The sequence below is a fragment of the Streptomyces sp. genome (genome assembly GCF_031181705.1).
Classification (GTDB): Bacteria; Actinomycetota; Actinomycetes; order Streptomycetales; family Streptomycetaceae; genus Streptomyces.
On record NZ_JAPSKN010000111.1, the window covers coordinates 1 to 19271 of the forward strand.

A 19271-nucleotide genomic window follows, 5' to 3' on the forward strand; every position below is an offset into this window, starting at 1 on the left:
CCGCCGACCGGAGTATCTCTCCCGTGAACCTGTCAGACAGCCGGACAGCCGGACAGCCCGTACGCCGCGTCAGTGCCATGGAAGCGGTGCTGGCGCACCTGCGCGGCGCCATCGAACGGGGCGAGTACGCCATCGGCGACAAGCTTCCCTCCGAGGCGGAGCTCTGCCGCACCCTGGAGGTCTCCCGGCCCGTGCTGCGCGAGGCGCTGCGGGCGCTGCAGACCATGGGTCTGACCGTGTCCCGGACCGGCAAGGGCACCTTCGTCGTGGCCGACAGCGTCGAGGACCCCACCTTCGGCGACTACGCGGCCAGCGACCTGCTGGAGGTGCGCCGCCACGTCGAGATCCCGGTCGCCGGGTACGCGGCCCGGCGCCGCACCCCCGAGAACCTCGACCACCTGGCCCACCTGCTGGACCGGATGGAGCGGGAGACCGACACCACGGCCTGGGTCGCCATGGACACGCTGTTCCACCTCGCCGTGGCGGAAGCCGCCCAGAACCCGGTGTTCCGCCGGGTCATCGAGGAGATCAGGGACGCGCTGGCCCGTCAGTCGGCCTTCCTCAACGAGCTCGGCGGCCGCCGCGAGCAGTCCAACCGCGAGCACCGGGCGATCGTCGAGGCGTTGGTCGACGGTTCGGAGAACGACGCGGTGGAGGCCATGGCCCACCATCTCGACCGCGTCGAGACGACCCTCACCGACATCGTGCGCTCCCCGCGCGCGGACATCTCCTCCGGAAGCCGGACGCGAACCCCGGCTGACCCGAGCGCGGAAACCCCCACGGAAGGCGGACCCGAGGCGTGAGCGAGCAGTCCCTGCGCGATGGCGTGCAGAAACGTTCCAGCCATGTCGACGCCGGAGACGCGGGCTACAGCAAGTCCCTGAAGTCCCGGCACGTCAACATGATCGCCATCGGCGGCGCCATCGGCACCGGCCTCTTCCTGGGCGCCGGCGGCCGCCTCGCCGACGCCGGTCCCTCCCTCTTCATCGCCTACGCGGTCTGCGGCCTGTTCGCCTTCCTCGTCGTCCGGGCCCTCGGCGAACTCGTGCTCTACCGGCCCTCCTCCGGCGCCTTCGTGTCGTACGCCCGCGAGTTCATGGGGGAGAAGGGCGCCTACACCGCCGGCTGGATGTACTTCCTCAACTGGGCGACCACCGGCATCGCCGACATCACCGCCGTCGCCACCTACACCCACTACTGGGGCATGTTCTCCGACATCCCGCAGTGGGTGATCGCCCTGGTCGCGCTGGCGGCCGTCCTCACCGTGAACCTGATCTCGGTGAAGATCTTCGGCGAGCTGGAGTTCTGGTTCGCGATCATCAAGGTCGGCGCTCTGGTCGTCTTCATGTGCATCGGCGTCTTCCTGCTGGTCACCCAGCACCCCGTCGACGGCCACAGCCCCGGCCCGTCCCTGATCGGCGACAACGGCGGCGTCTTCCCGCACGGCCTGCTGCCCATGCTGCTGATCGTCCAGGGTGTCGTCTTCGCCTACGCCTCCGTCGAACTGGTCGGCGTGGCGGCCGGCGAGACCGAGAACCCCGAGAAGATCATGCCGAAGGCGATCAACTCGATCATGTGGCGCGTCGGCGTCTTCTACGTCGGCTCGGTCGTCTTGCTGTCGATGCTGCTGCCCTGGAACAAGTACACGGCCGGGGAGAGCCCCTTCGTCACGGTGCTGTCCAACATCGGCGTCCCCGCGGCCGGCGGCGTGATGAACCTCGTCGTCCTCACCGCCGCCATGTCCTCCCTCAACTCCGGCCTCTACTCCACCGGCCGCATCCTGCGCTCCATGGCCATGGCCGGCTCCGCGCCGAAGTTCACCTCCGTGATGAGCCGCAGCCAGGTCCCCTACGGCGGCATCCTGCTCACCAGCGGCATCTGCGTGCTGGGCGTCGGCCTCAACTTCGTCGTGCCCGCCGAGGCGTTCGAGATCGTGCTGAACTTCGCCGCGATCGGCATCCTCGCCACCTGGGGCATGATCATGGTCTGTCACCTCCTCTTCTGGCAGCAGACGCGGAAGGGCGAGCTCACCCGTCCCGGCTACCGGCTGCCGGGCTCTCCCTGGACCGAGATCGTGACGCTGGTGTTCCTCGCCTCCGTCCTGGTCCTCATGTACGCCGACGGCGGCGCGGGGCGCACCACGGTGCTGTGCCTTCCGCTGATCGTCGGGGCCCTGGTCGCCGGATGGTTCGGCATCCGCGGCCGTATCGCACGCAAGTCCACCACCGGAGCCGACGCGTGACCACCACGCCGCTCCCAGAGAAGCAGGTAGTGATGCACAGCAGTTCCCTCGCGGCCGCACCCCTGGTCCGTGAACCCGTCCACGCCCCCGTCGCCCACCTCATACGCGGCGGAATCGTCGAAGGCATGCACTACGGCTCCGTCGTCGTCCTCGGCGCCGACGGAGAGGTCCAGCTCCAGATCGGAGACATCGAGGCCGCCTTCTACCCCCGCTCCGCGATCAAGCCCGTCCAGGCCGTGGCCATGGCCCGGGCCGGGCTCCCGCTCCACGGCGAGCTGCTGTCGCTGACCGCGGCCAGCCACTCCGGCGAGGAACGCCACCTCGCCGGTGCCCGGCGCATCCTCGAACTCGCCGGGCTCACCGAGGAACACCTGCGCAACGTCCCGGACATGCCCTTCGACCCGGTCGTCCGGGACGCCTGGGTCCGCGACGGCCGGCTACCCTCCCGGCTCGCCCAGAACTGCTCCGGCAAGCACGCCGCCATGCTCTACACCTGTGCCCTCAACGGCTGGCCGCTGGAGAACTACCTCGACCCGACCCACCCGCTCCAGCAGGCCATCGCCGAGATCGTCGAGGACCTCACCGGGCAGCGGATCGCCCGCGTCACCGTCGACGGCTGCGGCGCGCCCCTGTTCGCCATCTCCCTGCACGGCCTGGCCCGCGCGACCGCCCGGATCGTCTCGGCCGCGCCCGGCACGCCCGAGGCCCGCGTGGCCGACGCGATGCGCGAGCACGCGGAGATGGCCTCCGGCTCCGGGCGGGACGTCGCCGCACTGATGCGGGCCGTGCCGGGGCTGTTGTCCAAGGACGGCTTCGAGGGTGTGCAGGTCGCCGCGCTGGCCGATGGGCGGGCCGTCGCGGTGAAGATCGCGGATGGTGCGAACCGGGCGCGTGTGCCGGTGACCGCCGCGGCGTTGGCCCGGGCGGGTGTCGACCCGGAACTGCTCACTGAGTTCCAGGGCGAGCCGCTGCTGGGCGGTGGCCGGGAGGTCGGGCGGGTGCGGCCCGTCCGCTCGCTGGAGCCGCTTGCCGGTGCCGCCCGGGCCTGAGCAACCGCCGGATCCCCCCGTCCGGCGGCTGCGGGCTCTCCGCGGCTGAACGCGCAGTTCCCCGCGCCCCTGACGGGGCGCTCATCCACCCTCGCCTCTCAAGTAAGGGACCCCTCACCCTCATGACCGCCGCCACCCGCTCCGAGCACGACCTGCTCGGCGACCGTGACGTTCCCGCCGACGCCTACTGGGGTGTGCACACCCTGCGGGCCACGGAGAACTTCCCCATCACGGGGACGCCGATCTCCGCCTACCCGCACCTCATCGACGCCCTGGCCGCCGTCAAGGAGGCCGCGGCCCGCGCCAACGAGGAACTCGGTCTGCTGGACCCGGAGAAGGCCGCCGCGATCGTCGCCGCCTGCCGGGAGATCCGCGACGGCAGGCTGCACGACCAGTTCGTCGTCGACGTCGTCCAGGGCGGGGCGGGCACCTCGACCAACATGAACGCCAACGAGGTCGTCGCCAACCGGGCGCTGGAACTGCTCGGCCACGCCAAGGGCGAGTACCGGTACCTGCACCCCAACGAGGACGTCAACCTCGGCCAGTCCACCAACGACGTCTACCCGACCGCCGTCAAGATCGCGACGGTGTTCGCGGTGCGCGGGCTGCTCGACGCGATGTCGGCGCTGCAGGACGCGTTCGCCCACAAGGCCGTCGAGTTCCGTGACGTGCTCAAGATGGGCCGTACGCAGTTGCAGGACGCGGTGCCGATGACGCTCGGACAGGAGTTCTCCGCGTACGCCGTCATGCTGGAGGAGGACCGGTCCCGGCTCGCCGAGGCCGTCGAGCTGGTGCATGAGATCAACCTCGGCGCAACGGCCATCGGCACCGGCCTCAACGCCCCCGTCGGATACGCCGAGTCGGCCCGGCGCCACCTGTCCGAGATCACCGGCCTGCCGCTGGTGACCGCGGCCAACCTGGTCGAGGCGACCCAGGACTGCGGTGCGTTCGTGCAGATGTCGGGCGTGCTCAAGCGCATCGCGGTCAAGCTGTCCAAGAGCTGCAACGACCTGCGGCTGCTGTCCTCCGGTCCGCGTGCCGGTCTCGGCGAGATCAACCTGCCGCCGGTACAGGCCGGTTCGTCGATCATGCCGGGCAAGGTGAACCCGGTGATCCCCGAGGTGGTCAACCAGGTCGCCTTCGAGGTGATCGGCAACGACGTCACCATCACCATGGCCGCGGAGGCCGGGCAGCTCCAGCTCAACGCCTTCGAGCCGATCATCCTGCACTCCCTGTCGGAGTCGATCACGCACCTGCGCGCCGCCTGCCTGACGCTCGCGGAGCGCTGCGTGTGGGGCATCACCGCCAACACCGAGGCGCTGCGCGCCACGGTCGAGAACTCCATCGGCCTGGTCACCGCCCTCAACCCGCACATCGGCTACACGGCCGCCACCGACATCGCCAAGGAAGCCCTCGCCACGGGCCGGGGCGTTGCCGAACTCGTACGGGAAAAGGGCCTGTTGCCCGCCGATACCCTGGCAGCCCTGCTGCGTCCGGAGGTTCTGGCGGGCAGCGGGCCGGAGGAGCGTCCGGCCGCGGTCTGAACGGAGCCGTTCGGAAGGCCGTGATCGGTGGTCCGGTGGTCCGGTCCTCCGGTCGGCGTGGCCGGTCGCCGCATCCGGTGGGGCGGGCGGATGCCGGCCACCGGCGTCACCCGCTGGCGCGGCCCCGGCACCGCCCCCCGGCGATCAACCGTCTGTCGCGTCCGGCCCCGGCCGGGCCGGCAGCGTCCGTCCCAGGCGGGCGAGCGGGGACAACGCCAGCAGCGCCGGGGACAGCAACAGGCCGGTGGCCGTGAGAAGCAGGCCGGTGCGCAGGCCCCACCGCTCCGCGAGCAGGCCCCCGAGCAGGGAGCCGAGCGGGGCCGTGCCCATGCCGGCGAACGTGATCGTCGCCGCCACGCGGCCCTGCATCCCGTCGGGCGTGACGGCCTGGCGCACGGACATGGTGGTGACGTTCACCAACTGCCCGCAGGCGCCGAACAGGAAGTTGACCGCCACGAGCGCGGGGACCGTCACCGCCGCGGGGCCGTGCAGCGCGGGCACCCACAGCATCGCGGCATCGCCGAGTGCCGCCGCGGACACGAGCACCATGCCGTGACCGAACCGGCCCGGCAGCCGGGCGGCGAGCAGCGAGCCGAGGAGCGCGCCCGGCCCCGTCGCGGCGAGCGCCAGCCCCACGGCGCCGCCCGACAGGTGCAGTTCCCGCGGCAGGAACAGCAGATAGACGGTCATCATGGCCGCGAAGGCGAACTGGAAGGCGGCGGAGGCGAGACCCACCGCCCGCAGCGCGGGGTCGTGGGCGACGAAGCGGACGCCCGCCATGATCCGACGCCGCATCCGAGGGGGACGTCCCCGGGACTCGGGGACCGGTTCCCGGCGGCGGATCCGCCGGATCGACAGGAACGACAGCACGAAGAACAGTGCGCCGGAGGCCGCCGCGATCGGTGCCGACAGCAGGGACACCAGTGCCCCGCCCAGAGCGGGACCGCCGATCTGGGCTGCGGACCGGCTGCCCTCCAGCGCGCTGTTGCCCCGCAGCAACTGATCGCGCCTCACCAGCCGTACCAGCGACGTCTGGTACGCCACGTCGAAGAACACGGACAGGGCCCCGACGACGAACGCGACCACGAGCAGGGCCGGCAGCCCGAGCGCGCCGAGGAGGCCGCCCAGGACGGTCGCGCCCAGCGCCACGGCCCGGCCGGCGTCCGCCAGCACCATCACCGTGCGGGTCCGCCACCGGTCCACCCAGGCGCCGACGAAGAGCGAGAACAGCAGGATGGGCGCCTGCCCCACCGCCCGCAGGACGCCCAGCCGGCCGGCGTCGGTGTGGAGCGTCAGCACCGCGATCAGGGGCAGCACCACCAGGCAGGCGTGCTCGCCCAGCTGGGAGGCGGTCTGGCCGGTCCAGAGCCTGCGGAAGTCGGCATCCCGCCACAGGCCGGGCGGAGCGGACCGGCCGGCGCCGGAGGCGTCGTGCGGTGCGCACGGGCGGGACGGATCGTTCGCAGCGCAGACATCGCAGGACACGGGGATCCCAGGGGGGCGAGGACGGGACCGGCACCCGGCGCGCGACCGGGCGCACCGACGGTGACGGACGGGAAGCAGGGCTCGCCGTGCCACGGATCAAGGCGGCACGCGATGACAGGCCGGAGACGGCCACGACGTCAACGCGCGCTCGGACGACCGACCATGCTCAGCTCCTCCGGGATGACTCGCTGCCCGCACGGTAGCCACCGGCGCTCCGGTGTGACAACGCGATAACGCGACAAGGGCCCGTGCGCGCGGGGACCGGCGCGGAGGGACAATGGTGATCATGACGCCGTCGACCACCTTCCAGCCGGTGCTGGAGCGCATCGCCGGGGAGATCGAGCGGACCCCCGGCCGCGGCCGGGCCGCCGACTACATCCCGGCGCTCGCGGCCTGTGACCCGCGCAGCTTCGGCATGGCCGTCGCCGAACTCGACGGCACCGTGTACGGGGTGGGGGACTGGCGGCAGCCGTTCTCGGCGCAGTCCATCACCAAGGTCTTCACCCTCGCCCTGGACCTCGCCCGGGAGGGCGACGCCCTGTGGGAGCACGTGGGCCGCGAGCCCTCGGGCAACCCGTTCAACTCCTTGATCCAGCTGGAGTACGAGAACGGCATTCCGCGCAACCCGTTCATCAACGCCGGCGCGCTCGTCGTCACCGACCGGCTGCACACCCGGACCGGCGACGCGTCCGGGGAACTGCTGGGCTTCCTGCGCGCGGAGAGCGGCAACCCGGACCTGACCTTCGACAAGGAGGTCGCCGCCTCCGAGTCCGCCCACGGCGACCGCAACGCCGCGCTCGGCCACTTCATGGCGTCGTACGGCAACATCGACAACCCGGTGCCGGTCCTGCTCGAACAGTACTTCCGCCAGTGCTCCGTCACGGCGTCCTGCGCCGACCTCGCCCTCGCCACGACCTTCCTGGCCCGGCACGGCGTCCGCGCCGACGGCACCCGTCTGCTCACCCGCAGCCAGGCCAAGCAGATCAACGCGATCATGCTGACCTGCGGCACGTACGACGCGGCCGGCGACTTCGCCTACCGCGTGGGCCTGCCCGGCAAGAGCGGTGTGGGCGGCGGCATCATCGCGGTCGTCCCGGGCCGCTGCACCCTCTGCGTGTGGAGCCCGGGCCTGGACGAGCGGGGCAACTCGGTGGCGGGCGTGGCGGCACTGGACAGATTCACGACGCTGACGGGCCTGTCGGTGTTCTGACGCAGGGGGTTCCGAGGGACGTGCCTCCCCTGCCCGAAGACCCTTCATCCCCCGCCCCCCCTCGGTTCTGATCACCGGCCGGTCACACTCACCGGCCGGTCACACTCCGGCCGCACCCCGGAGGGCACCGCGTCAACTTCCAGCCACACCGCCTTGCCACGCTGCCCGAGTGTTGGCCATGGCTTTCCCCGTCGATCTCCGCCGCTGCCGGATACTCGGTCTGGCCGGAACCGCCTGCCTCGCCCTGGGCGGTGAGACGGCCGGGGCCCTGCCCGTACGGGACCTCCTCCACCCGGCCTCCGCGCACGCCGCCCTCGGACTGGTCGGCGCGTACTTCGGTGTCGTGCTGCTGATCGCGGCCTGGGCGCTGCTCGGCCGGCTGGTCCGCGGTCCCCGACCACCCGCTCCGCGTGCCCTGCTGCTCGTCCTCGCCGCCTGGGCGGCCCCTCTGCTGCTGGCCCCGCCGCTGTTCAGCCGGGATGTCTACAGCTACCTCGCCCAGGGAGCCATGGTCGAGGCACACCTGGACGTGTACGCGCACGGACCGTCCCGCCTCGGCGGCCCGCTCGCCGACGAGGTCGCCCCGCTCTGGCGGCACACCGGTGCCCCGTACGGACCGGTGTTCCTCGCCGTGGCCGCGGCCCTGTCCGGTCTGACCCGCGGCGACCTGCCCGCCGGACTCGTCGGGATGCGGCTGGTCGCGCTCGCCGGGGTGGCCCTGATGGCGGCCGCGCTGCCCCGCCTCGCCCGGCACAGCGGAGCCGACCCGTCCGCCGCGCTGTGGCTGGGCGCCCTCAACCCGCTGGTCCTGCTGCACCTGGTCGCCGGCGCCCACAACGACGCCGTCATGCTGGGCCTGCTGGGCGCCGGGCTGGTCGCCGCGCTCGGCCAGTGGCCGGTTCTCGGTGCCGTCCTCGTGACGCTCGCCGCGCTGGTCAAGGCACCCGCCGTGCTCGGCCTGGCCGCCGTCGTCGTCCTGCAGGTGCGCGCGGGGCGCAGTGCCGTGAAGGCCCTCACGGCCACCGCCGTCGCCGCGGCGGGGACGACCGTCGCCGTCACGGCCGTCGCCGGCACCGGATACGGCTGGATCGCCGCCCTCGACACCCCGGCGTCACCGCAGAACTGGGCCCTGACCACCCTGCTGGGCCGGGCCACCCGCGCCGTCCTGGAGCACCTCGGCAGTGATCTCGCGCCCCTGGCGATCCCCGTCTGGCACACCCTCGGCATCGTGGCCGCCGTGGCCGCGATCGCGGTGATCTGGCTCCGGCTGCGGCCGCGGCCGGTGTACGCGCTGGGCCTGAGCCTGGTGGCGGTGGCCGCGCTCGGCCCGGCGATCCGCCCCTGGTACGCCCTGTGGGGCCTGTTCCTCATCGCCGCCGCCGCGCCCAGCGGCTCCGTACGCCACCGCACGGCCGCCGTGACCGGCGTGCTCGCGCTGTGCGTCCTGCCCAGCGGCGGTCCGGCGGACACGGGACAGCTGCTGCTGGCCGTCTCCGGAGGGGCGCTCGCGGTCGTCGTGCTGTGGCAGGCCCGCCAGGCCCGGCTCGCCCCGGCGCTGGGACGCGCCGCGTGAGCGCGTCCCAGCCGGGCACCGACCGAGGCCGGCTGCTGCTGGTGGTCGCCCTCGCCACGGCGGTCACCGTCTTCACCGCGACCGTGCCCCTGCTGCGCGACTGGTTCGATCTGCGCGTCTACCACGGGAGCGTCGACGCCTGGGTCCACCACGGCGGCCGGATCTACGACTACCGCGTGCCGGGGACGAGGTACGGCTTCACCTACCCGCCGTTCGCCGCGGTCGCCATGCTGCCGATGTCACTGCTGGACCTGCCCACCGCGATCGCCGCCGCGCTGCTGCTCAACCTGGCGGCCCTCGCCCTGGTCCTGCGCCTGCTGGCGGGCGCGGCGTGGCGGCGGTTCGGCTGGTTCGGCTGGGCGCTGATCGCCTGCCTGCTCGCGCTGTGCGAACCGCTGCGCGACACCTTCAGTTTCGGCCAGGTGAACGTCCTGCTCCTGGCCCTCGTCCTCATCGACGCGGCGCTGCTGGCGACCGGACGCGGCCGGCTCGCGGGCGCCGGCATCGGGCTCGCCGCGGCGATCAAGCTCACGCCGGCGCTGTTCATCGGGCTGCTGCTGGTGGCCCGGCGGTGGCGCGCCGCCGCGGTCGCCACGGCCGTCGCCCTCGCCGCCACGGCCCTGGCCGCCCTGGTGGACCCGGACGCCTCGCGCTTCTACTGGACCGAGGCGCTGTGGGACACCGACCGGGTGGGCCGGCTCGCCTACGTCTCGAACCAGTCCGTGCAGGGCATCCTGGCCCGGCTCGGCGCACCGGACCGGGCGGTGTGGGCGGCGGCCGTCCTGCTGGTCCTCGGCGTGTGGGCCGTGCGGGCCCGCCGGGCCGCCGCGGCGGACGACTGGACGGCCGCGTTCGCCCTGACCGGCCTCGCCGCCTGCCTCGTCAGCCCGATCACCTGGGTGCACCACCTCGTCTGGCTGCTGCCCTCCTTCGCCGTACTGCTCCGGGCCGGACACGTCCGCGTCGCGGGCACCCTGTACGCGGTGCTGTGCACCAGCGTGGTCTGGCTGTGGGTCGACGACGCGTCCGGCGTCGACGGGTTCCTCGGCGGCAACCTCTACGCCTGGATCACCCTCGGTCTGCTGCTGTGGCTGCCGGCCGGTCAGCCCCGTCCGGGCCTGCGCACCGGGAGCCGCAGCACCAGCACCACGACCGAGGCGCCCACCCCGGCCGCTCCGGCGATCAGCCCGGCCTCCGTCCAGACGGACCCCGGTTCCCTCGGCACGGTCGCCGCGGCCGCGGGCACGGCCGTCACCTCCGTGCGCGTGGGCGGGCGCGGCACCGCGAGCGAACCCACCGGTTCGACCCTCGCGGCCGAGCCGAAGCCCCAGTCGAGCAGCGACCGGGCCTCCTCGTAGACGGCGGACCCACCGCCCTCCTGAGGGTTCATCACCGTCACGACGAGGGTGCGGCCGTCCCGCCGCGCCGCCGCGACGAGCGTGCTGCCGGCCTTGCTGGTGTAGCCGTTCTTGATGCCGATCAGCCCCGGGTACGGTTTCACCCCCTGGGCGCCGCTCAGCAGCCGGTTGGTGTTGCGGATCGGGTACGACCAGCGGCCGCCGCCGGGGAAGCGCGCCTCGACCGTGGCGCAGTACCGCGCGAAGTCCGGGTTGCGCAGCCCCACCGCGCCGAACACGGCCAGGTCGAACGCCGACGACACCTGGCCCGGGGCGTCGTAGCCGTCCGGCGACACCACGCGCGTGTCGAAGGCGCCGAGGGAGCGTGCCTTGGCCTGCATCCGCTCGGCGGTGGCCCGCCAGCCGCCGTTGAGCTCGGCCAGGACGCGCACGGCGTCGTTGCCGGAGTTGAGGAAGACACCGCGCCACAGGTCGGCGACCCGGTACGTCCGCCCCTCGGCCACGCCGACCAGGCTGCTGCCCGACCCGATGCCGCGCAGTTCCTGCGCGCGGACCGTGTGCCGGATGCCGGCCGGCAGGGACGGCAGCACCGTGAGGGCGAACAATGTCTTCAGCGTGCTGGCCGGCGGGAGTCTGCGGTGCGCGTTGCGGGCGGCGAGCACCTCGCCGGTGCGGGCGTCGGCCACCAGCCAGGACAGGGCGGAGACCTCGGGCAGGCGGGGTGTTCCGGCGCGCGGGCGCACGTGCAGACCGGGCCGGTGCAGCAGCGAGGGGTGCGGGGCCGCCGCCCGCGGCCCGGCCGGCGCGGTGGGCTCCGCGCCGCCGGGGTCGGCCGCGGCGGCGGGCATCACGACGAGGAGCCCCGCCACGCAGAGCGCGCCGGCCGACACGGCCACCCGGGAAGAGAATCCGATGATCATACGATCAACGTAGAAACGGCCGGCCCGCGCATGGCGACGACGGGGCCGAAGCCCGCCCGCGAGCACCCGGATGCCGCATCGGGACCGTCAGCCCGACGGCAGTGTCGGCTGTACGCGTCGCAGGAACGTCGCGTTGTCCGGGGTTTCGCGCAGGCGGTCCAGGAGGGTCTCCAGGGCGCCCTGTCCGTCGCGGTTCCGCAGTACCCGGCGCAGGCCGTGCAGGGCCGCCAACTCGGGCGCAGGCAGGAGGAGTTCCTCGCGGCGGGTGCCGGAGGGGGTGATGTCGACGGCCGGGAAGACCCGGCGGGAGGCCGGTTCGCGGCTCAGGCGGAGTTCCATGTTGCCGGTGCTCTTCAGCTCCTCGAAGTAGTAGTCGTCGGCTCGGGAGCCGGTCTCCACCAGGGCGGTCGCGAGGATCGTGAGGGAACCGCCCTCCTCGGCGGTGCGGGCGGCGCCGAAGAACCGCTTGGGTCCGGTCAGCGCCGACGCGTCGACGCCGCCGGTGAGGATGCGGCCACCGGATGCGGCCGCGTTGTTGTGCGCCCGGCACAGCCGGGTCAGCGAGTCGAGGAGGAGGACGACGTCCTCGCCGGCCTCGACGCGCCGCTTGGCCCGCTCGATGACGAGCTCGGCCAGGGCGATGTGCTGCCGGGCGCTGCGGTCGAAGGTGGAGGCGTACACCTCGCCGCGCACGGAGCGCCGCATGTCGGTGACCTCCTCGGGCCGCTCGTCGAGCAGCAGCACCATCAGCCGGCACTCGGGATGGTTGCCGGCGACGGCCGCCGCGAGCTGCTGGAGGAGGACGGTCTTGCCGGTCTTGGGCGGAGCCACGAGGAGCCCGCGCTGGCCCTTGCCGACCGGTGCGATCAGGTCGACGACCCGTCCGGCCGCTCCCGCCGCGGGGTGTTCCAGACGCAGCCGCTCGTGCGGGTGCAGCGGTGTCAGATCCCGGAAGTGACGGCGCCCGCGCAGTGCGGCGTTGCCGGCGCCGTCGACCCGTTCGACCTCGGTCAGGCCGCCACGGTCGCCGCGCACGCCCTCGACGAGGTCGCCCTTGCGCAGGCCGTGCCGGCGGATCAGCGCGGGGGAGACGGCGGGATCGGCGGGTGTGGGCAGGAGGCCGTCGCCGCGCAGGTGCCCCTTCCCGTTCGTGTCGATGTCGAGGACGCCGACAGCGGTCCGGAGCGCGCTCCGCTGCCCGGCGAGCGGGTTTTCGAGTGTGGTGGTCATGGGGGGTGTGTCCTTTCCGGGGACGGAGTGGCATGAGACATGCGAAGGGGAGGGAGAGAGCCGCGAGGGAAGGGCCGTGGGGCACGCCTGGGTGCGGCGGGGAACAGCACCTCGAATACGACGGAACACGTCGTGGTGCCGGGAAACGAAGAGGTGTTATGGGGGAGAACTGGCACCGGCGCCCACAAGACGGGGCAAGCACACGTGCTGTTTCGCACGCTACCACGCCGGGGGCGCGAGGAGAGCGGAATACGGCTCAGCGCGTGGCCAGCAGCCCGTACAGCAGGGGGATCCGTGGCTCGGGGAGCCGCCACCAGCCGGAGTCCGTGCGGACCATGTGCGGCCAGCGCGGCCAGGGAAGTTCGTCGCCTTCGCGCAGGCGGCGCACGGTGAGCCCCGCGTCCGTCAACGCGTTGACGACCTCGCCCATTCCGTGCATCCACTCGTAACTGTCGGTGGCGCCCTCGACGGCGGGGCCGTCCGTGTACGTGTGGGCCGCGTCGCGGTGCACGGGACCGCCGCCGCCCAGGTAGTCGTGGCGCAGCAGCAGTTCGGGGCCCTCACCGGGGGCGGGTTTCGGGCCGAGGGAGTTGAGCAGGGGGTGGAACTCGACGACGTACAGCCGGCCGCCCGGCCGCAGGAGCCGGCCGACGATCTCCGCCCAGCGGTCCAGGTCGGGCAGGTAGCACAGAGCGCCCTTGCCGGTGTACACGACGTCGAACCGCCGTCCGTCCAGGGCCTCGACCGCGTCGTACACGTTGGCCCGGACGTACGTCACGTCCGCTCCGGCCCGCGCCGCGATGCCGGTCGCGGCGGCCACGGACCGCGCGGAGAAGTCGAGCCCGACGGCCCGGGCCCCGCGCCGGGCGAAGGCGATCGTCTCCGTGCCGAGATGGCACTGCAGATGGAGCACGTCACGGCCGGCCAGCTCGCCGAGGTCCTCCCACTCGAAGGGGGCGAACCAGCGCTCGGGGTCGAGGTCCTGGTCGAGGCCGTAGAACCGGCTGGCGAGGTGGACGGGTGTGCGGGCGTCCCAGTTGGCCTGGTTGGCCCGCATCAGCCTGTCGTGCTCGGCGGACGTCATGGGGACATCCAACCGCGAACGGGCCCCGGGCGGCGGAGGAACGCGGGAAACGGGCCGGGAAGCAGCCATGCGCCGCGGAGGCCGGAGCGGTCCCGCGAGCCGTCTCCCGCGCGCCGAACGCGGCGAGGCCCCTGGAACCGTCCGTCACGCGCCGGAACGCGGCAAGGGCCCCGGAGCGCCCTGTCACACCGCGCGGGCCTCCTCCGCGATCCGCGCGAACCGCTCTCCCATGGCCGCCGCGAGCGCCTGGGCCGCCGACAGGGGGCGCACCATGACCGTGAACTCGTCGATGAGCCCGTCGTCGTCGACGTGGATGAAGTCGCAGCCGTTGATCTCCCGGTCGCCCACCCGCGCGGTGAACACCAGGGCGTGGTCACGGCCGCCCACGTCGTTGATCTCGCGCACGTAGCGGAAGTCCTCGAAGACACCGGAGACGGCGCGCAGGATCGCCCCCGTGATCGCCTTGCCGGTGTACGGCTTGAACACCACCGGGCTGGTGAAGACGACGTCCGGCGCCAGCAGCGCCTCGGCGGCGTCCATGTCGAGCGCCTCGACCGCCTCACGGAAAGCCTGCATCGCAACCGCCTTGGTCAACTAGTTGAGTAGGTGCGGAGTAGATTAATCAACGGTTGATACGGTGTCCACATGTCTCTCAAGTACGCCGTCCTGGCCGCCCTGCTGGAGGGCGAGGCGTCGGGCTACGAGCTGTCGAAGGTGTTCGACGTGTCGCTCGCCAACTTCTGGGCGGCCACGCCCCAGCAGCTCTACCGGGAGCTGGAGCGCCTGGCCGGGGAGGGCCTGATCGAGGCCCGTGTCGTCCGGCAGGAGCGGCGCCCCGACAAGCGCATGTTCACGCTGACCGAGCAGGGCCGCAGGGACCTGGACACGTTCGCCGCCACACCGCCCCGGCGGCCCACCGCGATCCGCGACGAACTGCTCATCAAGATCCAGGCGATGGACGGCGCCGACCCCGCCTCCACCCGGGCCCTGGTCGAGGAGCGCGAGGCGTGGGCCCGCGGCAAGCTGGCCCGCTACCGGCGCGTCCGCGAGCGCCTCCTGGCCGGCCGTGGCGAGGAGGAGTACCTGAGGGAGGCCGGCCGCGTCGGCCCGTACCTCACCTTGCTTGCGGGTATCGCCCTGGAGGAGGAGAACCTCCGCTGGTGCGCGCGCGTGCGGACGGTGCTCGACCAGCGCGCTTCCCGGGACGAGCGGCAGCGCCCTCCGGCTCAGGGCAGCACGCGATAGGTCAGGTGCGTGACCAGGCTCGCGGACCGGGACCGCACCTGTTCCAGGTCCAGCGGCGGCACGCCGTCGAACAGCCGTGTGCCGGCGCCGAGCGTGCACGGCACGAGGTGCAGCCGCAGCTCGTCGACGAGACCCGCGGCGAGGAACTGGTTGACGGTCGTCGCGCCGCCCAGCACGGTGATGTCGCCGTCGCCGGCCGCCTCGCGGGCCCGGGCCAGTGCCGCCGTGACGCCGTCGGTGACGAAGTGGTACGTGGTGCCGCCGTCCATCGGCCGCGGTGCGCGCGCGTGATGCGTGAGCACGAACACCGGCGCGTGGAACGGCGGATTCTCCCCCCACCAGCCGTTCCACGGCCGGTCCCAGGCGCCGCGCACCGGGCCGAACATGTTGCGGCCCATGACGAACGCCCCGGCGGTGTTCAGCAGGTCGATCTCGGCCCGGTTCTCCTCGGGGGTGTCGAACATCCAGGCGTGCAGCCTGGCGCCCGTGCCGTCCCCGCCGTCGTCGCCGAAGGGGCGCTCCTCGCTCTGGTGGAGCCCCGCCGCGTACCCGTCCGCCGAGATCGTGATGTCGCAGCTCACCCGGCCCGTGCGTGCGGTCATCGCCCACTCCTTCCTGCGGTGGCCCGTGGCGCCCGCGCACTGCTCCGCGACGACTGGGGGCAGGCAGCCCTTAGGCTGAGCCGATGTTCAGCCCTGAAGGTCCCAGTGTGCGCGAGCTCGCCGTCCAGGCCCTGTCGTCCGTCGAACGCGGTTACGACCTCCTCGCGCCGAAGTTCGACCACACCCCCTTCCGGACCCCCGACGCGGTGCTCGACGCCGTCGAGTCGGCACTGCGGCCGACGGGGCCCTTCGGTACGGGGCTCGACCTGTGCTGCGGCACCGGCGCCGGGACCGCCGTGCTGACGCGGTTGTGCCGGGAGCACGTCGTCGGGGCCGACTTCAGCGCCGGCATGCTCGGCGTCGCGCGGGAGCGGATCCGGCCCGGCGGGCCGCGGCTCTCCTGGGTCCGGGCCGACGCCCGGGCGCTGCCGTTCGGACCCGCCTTCGACCTGGTGGTGAGCTTCGGGGCCTTCGGCCACTTCCTGCCCCGCGAACTGTCCGGGCTGTTCGCGCAGGTGCGTGCCGTGCTGCGGCCGGGCGGCCGGTTCGCCTTCCCGCTGGTCGCCCCGCCCCGCCCGGGCACCCGCGCCTACTGGACGCTGCTCGGCTTCGACACGGTGATGCGGGTGCGCAACGCGCTGTGGCGGCCGCCGTTCGTCATGTACTACCGCGCGTTCCGGCTCGGTGACGTACGGCGGGAGCTCGCCGGGGCCGGTTTCCGGGTGGAACTGCATGCCCTGCCGGAGTTCGGGCGGCGACGCGACGGCAGCCCGCGGGTGCGTCTCGTCGTGGCCCGGACTCCGGACGCGCCGACCGGGCAGGCCGGGCCGGTCAGCCGCGGATGAAGGCAAGCAGATCGCTGTTGAACGCCTCCTCGAAGTCGCCCACCAGGCCGTGCGGGGCGCCCTCGTAGACCTTCAGCGTCGCGTCCTTCACCAGCCGCGCGGTCCGCTTCGCGGAGGCGGCGATCGGCACGATCTGGTCGTCGTCACCGTGCGCGACCAGCGTCGGTACGTCGATTCGCGACAGATCCTCGGTGAAGTCGGTCTCCGAGAACTGGGCGACGCAGTCGTAGGCGCCCTTCAGGCCGACCTGCATGCTCCACATCCAGAACGCCCGCCGCATGCCCTCCGACACCGCCGCGCCGGGCCGGTTGAACCCGTAGAAGCTCTCGCTCAGCTCCCAGTAGAACTGCGAGCGGTCCGCCTCCACGGCCGCGCGGATGCCGTCGAAGGCGTCCTTCGGCGTGCCGTCGGGGTTGTCGTCGGTGCGCAGCATCAGCGGCGGCACCGCGCCCAGCAGCACGGCCTTGGCGACCCGGGCGGTGCCGTGCCGCCCGATGTACCGGGCCACCTCGCCGCCGCCGGTCGAATGGCCCACCAGCACCGCGTCGCCTAGGTTCAGCGACTCGATCAGCTCGGCCAGGTCGTCGGCGTACCGGTCCATGTGGTTGCCCTGCCACGGCTGGCCCGAGCGGCCGTGCCCGCGGCGGTCGTGGGCGATCGCGCGGAAACCGTGCTCGGCGACCAGGCGCGCCTGCCGGTCCCACGTGTCCGCGTTGAGCGGCCAGCCGTGGCTGAACACCACGGGCCGCCCCTCGCCCCAGTCCTTGTAGTAGATCTCGGTTCCGTCGGACGTGGTGAACCAGCTCATGGGGAGTCCTCTCCGGGATGGTGGCGCGAGATCGGACGAAGCGCCGTTACGAACGCCAGGGCGGTGTCCGCGACCTCCTGCCAGCCGTGGTCGATGGTCGGGGTGTGGCCCCTGCCCCTCATCTCGATGGTCTCCGTGATTCCGCGGTCGCGCCGCGGCGACACCGGCAGCGGCAGCACGCCCCCGAACGGCGCGGGGTCGATGACCACCGACGCCGCGGACAGGCCCCGCCCGGCGAGAATCCGTGGGAGCAGTCCGCCGAACGAGTGACCGGTGATCGCCGGCCTGCGCTTCGGGGCGCCGATCAGGCCGGCCGGATGGTCCGCGATCCGTGCGACCGTCTTGGGGGCCAAGGCCTCGGGGTGCCGGTCGGCCTCCTCGATGGTGCCGAGGTCGTCGGGCCAGGACAGACAGGGACTTCACCGGCCCCGGCCACTTCACCCGCCGCTTCAGGGCCGCGTACGGCGTGACGCCCCGGCGGCTGCGGGCCGCGCCGCCCGGCCCGGCAGGGTGAACTCGTAGACCAGCGCGTCCTGCTGGGCGTCCACGACGAGGTCGGTGATCTCCAGCGGGCGCGCGTACTGGTCGTGCACCCGCCGGGTGACCCGCACCGACGGCGTGCTCGGGAGCGGCGTGATGGCGTCGCGGTGGTGCAGGGTCAGACCGGCCCGGCGCATCCAGTCGTAGGCCCGGCGCAGCTGCGCGGCGGCGTTGCCGTCGGCCCGGTCGCGGTAGCGGGCCAGCTCCTCCACCTCCGCGAGGGCCACGGCGGAGAAGGACGTCACGGCGGTCCGCAGGCCGCGCCCGTCGGCGGTCGCGTGCCGGTAGCGATGGATCAGGGTGGGGCGGCCGGGGGCCAGTCCCAGTGCCTCGGCGTGCTCCGGCGGGGGAGGCTCCCAGGTGACGGTGGCACGGGCGACGGTGCCCGGCGTCGCGGTCCCGGCGCCGACCGGGAAGGTGAGCGCCGCCGGGGCCCGGGTCGGCGCACCGGGCAGCGTGGCGTGGCTGCCGCGGCGGTCGGTGGCGACGAGGCCCTCGCGGCGCAACAGCTCCAGCGCCTGCCGTACGGTCTCCCGGCTGACCCCGAAATGCCCGGCCAACCGCCGTTCGCCGGGCAGCCGTTCACCGGGCGGGATCGTGCCGTCGCGCAGCTCGCCGAGCAGTTCCGTCGCGATCCGCCGGTACAGGGGCTCTCCGGGCCCTCCTTCGGTCGCCGGGTGGTCGGGCGGGGTGGTGCGGGCCATGCCGCGCCTCCTGTCGGTGACGTGCGGTAGCCGTGCGGGCTCGGTGCGCCACCAGATCTAGCATTGGTCTAAACCAGTAGGGAAGGGTGGCCGGGCGGTTCGGCCGAAACCGGATGCCGCAGGGCCGGCCCGTCGTGCCGGGCCGCGCCGGCCGGCCGCCCTGCGCGCCCGGAGGGTGGAGAGGCCGGCGTGTGGTGCGTCGCCGTGCCGCGGCCGGGACCGGCCCGAGGGGAGCGGTCCTCGCGGTACGCCGCCCCCCCGGAACGGCGGGGCGCGCCCGGCCCTCTACAGCGCGCTGTACAGCGCCCCGACCAGCGCCATCTTGCGTGGGTCGTCGGCGATGTGCGGCCCCATGCGGTTCATGACGTACCCCAGGGACACCTCCGCCTCCGGGTCGGCGAGCCCGCAGGAGCCGCCGAAGCCGTCGTGTCCGAAAGCGCGCGGGTTCGGGCCGTAGGAGCCGTTGTGGCCGCTCAGCCAGAGCCCGAGTCCCGCCTCCGTCTCGGCCGGGAACCCGGCGCCGAGGACCAGGTCCCGGCAGCTGCCCTGGCCCTCGCGCACCCGCTCGGCCGCCTCCGGGGAGAGCACACGGTGGCCCCCGTACGAGCCGCGCCCGGCGAAGACGCCGTACAGCTCGGCGACCGCCCGCGCGGTGCCGTGCCCGTTCGCCGCGGGGATCTCGGCGGCCCGCCAGCCGGGCGTGTTGGCCGCGGCCGCGGCCACCGGTGGGTTGGTCAGCGCGGCGACGGCCGCCGGCGCCAACTGGGCGAGGACGGCGGCCTGCGCGCTGCTCTGCGCGACCGGCGGCTGGACCAGCTCCGCCACCCGGCCC

General features: G+C 73.4%; 18 protein-coding genes and 1 pseudogene. 9 read left to right on the forward strand and 10 right to left on the reverse strand.

Features of this window, described 5'->3' with window-relative positions:
• Positions 1-77: 77 nt before the first annotated feature.
• The 4 genes from RIN80_RS20060 to aspA all read left to right on the forward strand — a co-directional run bounded on the left by RIN80_RS20060 (position 78) and on the right by aspA (position 4835).
• Positions 78-803 (forward strand): FadR/GntR family transcriptional regulator, encoded by a 726-nt coding sequence (locus RIN80_RS20060; protein WP_309097017.1) that lies wholly within the window; start codon positions 78-80, stop codon positions 801-803.
• Positions 800-2242 (forward strand): amino acid permease, encoded by a 1443-nt coding sequence (locus RIN80_RS20065; RefSeq protein WP_309097001.1) that lies wholly within the window; start codon positions 800-802, stop codon positions 2240-2242. Before RIN80_RS20060 ends, RIN80_RS20065 begins: the two co-directional genes overlap by 4 nt.
• 32 nt (positions 2243-2274) lie before the next feature.
• Positions 2275-3291 carry an asparaginase gene (locus RIN80_RS20070; protein ID WP_309097002.1) on the forward strand — a complete coding sequence of 339 codons (1017 nt, stop codon included), beginning with the start codon at positions 2275-2277 and terminating at the stop codon, positions 3289-3291.
• A gap of 122 nt (positions 3292-3413) precedes the next feature.
• The gene (gene aspA, locus RIN80_RS20075) at positions 3414-4835 is read left to right on the forward strand and encodes an aspartate ammonia-lyase (protein ID WP_309097003.1); all 1422 of its coding nucleotides are present in this window, start codon (positions 3414-3416) and stop codon (positions 4833-4835) included.
• Positions 4836-4979: 144 nt separating this feature from the next.
• On the opposite strand, the gene RIN80_RS20080 is transcribed toward aspA, so the two are convergent.
• Positions 4980-6230, reverse strand: coding sequence for an MFS transporter (locus tag RIN80_RS20080; protein ID WP_309097018.1), 1251 nt, complete (start codon positions 6228-6230; stop codon positions 4980-4982).
• A 367-nt stretch (positions 6231-6597) separates the two neighbouring features.
• On the opposite strand from RIN80_RS20080, the gene RIN80_RS20085 reads away from it, so the two are divergent.
• The 3 genes from RIN80_RS20085 to RIN80_RS20095 all read left to right on the forward strand — a co-directional run bounded on the left by RIN80_RS20085 (position 6598) and on the right by RIN80_RS20095 (position 10461).
• Entirely contained in the window at positions 6598-7530 is a 933-nt protein-coding gene (locus RIN80_RS20085) for a glutaminase (RefSeq protein ID WP_309097004.1), read from the forward strand.
• A gap of 178 nt (positions 7531-7708) precedes the next feature.
• Positions 7709-9103, forward strand: a complete 1395-nt coding sequence (gene mptB, locus RIN80_RS20090) for a polyprenol phosphomannose-dependent alpha 1,6 mannosyltransferase MptB (RefSeq protein WP_309097005.1) — start codon at positions 7709-7711, stop codon at positions 9101-9103.
• Positions 9100-10461: a glycosyltransferase 87 family protein gene (locus RIN80_RS20095; RefSeq protein ID WP_309097006.1), complete on the forward strand. Its 1362-nt coding sequence runs from the start codon at positions 9100-9102 to the stop codon at positions 10459-10461. The genes mptB and RIN80_RS20095 overlap by 4 nt, the downstream gene beginning before the upstream one ends.
• A gap of 35 nt (positions 10462-10496) precedes the next feature.
• On the opposite strand, the pseudogene RIN80_RS20100 reads toward RIN80_RS20095, so the two are convergent.
• From RIN80_RS20100 to RIN80_RS20115, 4 genes and pseudogenes are all read right to left on the reverse strand, one after another.
• Positions 10497-11381: pseudogene (locus RIN80_RS20100) on the reverse strand (D-alanyl-D-alanine carboxypeptidase family protein); the annotation flags it as partial.
• Between the two features lie 87 nt (positions 11382-11468).
• Entirely contained in the window at positions 11469-12611 is a 1143-nt protein-coding gene (rho, locus tag RIN80_RS20105; protein WP_309097007.1) for a transcription termination factor Rho, read from the reverse strand.
• A 256-nt stretch (positions 12612-12867) separates the two neighbouring features.
• Positions 12868-13695 (reverse strand): class I SAM-dependent methyltransferase, encoded by an 828-nt coding sequence (locus RIN80_RS20110; RefSeq protein ID WP_309097008.1) that lies wholly within the window; start codon positions 13693-13695, stop codon positions 12868-12870.
• 183 nt (positions 13696-13878) lie between these two features.
• A complete protein-coding gene (locus RIN80_RS20115) occupies positions 13879-14271 on the reverse strand; it encodes a nuclear transport factor 2 family protein (protein WP_309097009.1) in 393 nt (130 codons plus the stop codon).
• Between the two features lie 69 nt (positions 14272-14340).
• Here RIN80_RS20115 and RIN80_RS20120 point away from each other — a divergent pair, with 69 nt between their 5' ends.
• Positions 14341-14940: a PadR family transcriptional regulator gene (locus tag RIN80_RS20120; protein ID WP_309097010.1), complete on the forward strand. Its 600-nt coding sequence runs from the start codon at positions 14341-14343 to the stop codon at positions 14938-14940.
• Here RIN80_RS20120 and RIN80_RS20125 read toward each other — a convergent pair.
• Entirely contained in the window at positions 14922-15542 is a 621-nt protein-coding gene (locus RIN80_RS20125) for a dihydrofolate reductase family protein (RefSeq protein ID WP_309097011.1), read from the reverse strand. The genes RIN80_RS20120 and RIN80_RS20125 overlap by 19 nt on opposite strands.
• An 83-nt stretch (positions 15543-15625) precedes the next feature.
• On the opposite strand from RIN80_RS20125, the gene RIN80_RS20130 reads away from it, so the two are divergent.
• A complete protein-coding gene (locus RIN80_RS20130; RefSeq protein ID WP_309097012.1) occupies positions 15626-16387 on the forward strand; it encodes a class I SAM-dependent methyltransferase in 762 nt (253 codons plus the stop codon).
• Here the strand turns inward: RIN80_RS20130 and RIN80_RS20135 are convergent.
• From RIN80_RS20135 to RIN80_RS20150, 4 genes are all read right to left on the reverse strand, one after another.
• Positions 16374-17195, reverse strand: coding sequence for an alpha/beta hydrolase (locus RIN80_RS20135; protein ID WP_309097013.1), 822 nt, complete (start codon positions 17193-17195; stop codon positions 16374-16376). The two genes, RIN80_RS20130 and RIN80_RS20135, sit on opposite strands and share 14 nt — an antisense overlap.
• Positions 17192-17548 (reverse strand): hypothetical protein, encoded by a 357-nt coding sequence (locus RIN80_RS20140; protein WP_309097014.1) that lies wholly within the window; start codon positions 17546-17548, stop codon positions 17192-17194. The genes RIN80_RS20135 and RIN80_RS20140 overlap by 4 nt, the downstream gene beginning before the upstream one ends.
• A 96-nt stretch (positions 17549-17644) precedes the next feature.
• A complete protein-coding gene (locus RIN80_RS20145; protein ID WP_309097015.1) occupies positions 17645-18439 on the reverse strand; it encodes a GntR family transcriptional regulator in 795 nt (264 codons plus the stop codon).
• Between the two features lie 285 nt (positions 18440-18724).
• A partial coding sequence (locus tag RIN80_RS20150; protein WP_309097016.1) for a serine hydrolase domain-containing protein occupies positions 18725-19271 on the reverse strand: 547 nt, incomplete at its 5' end.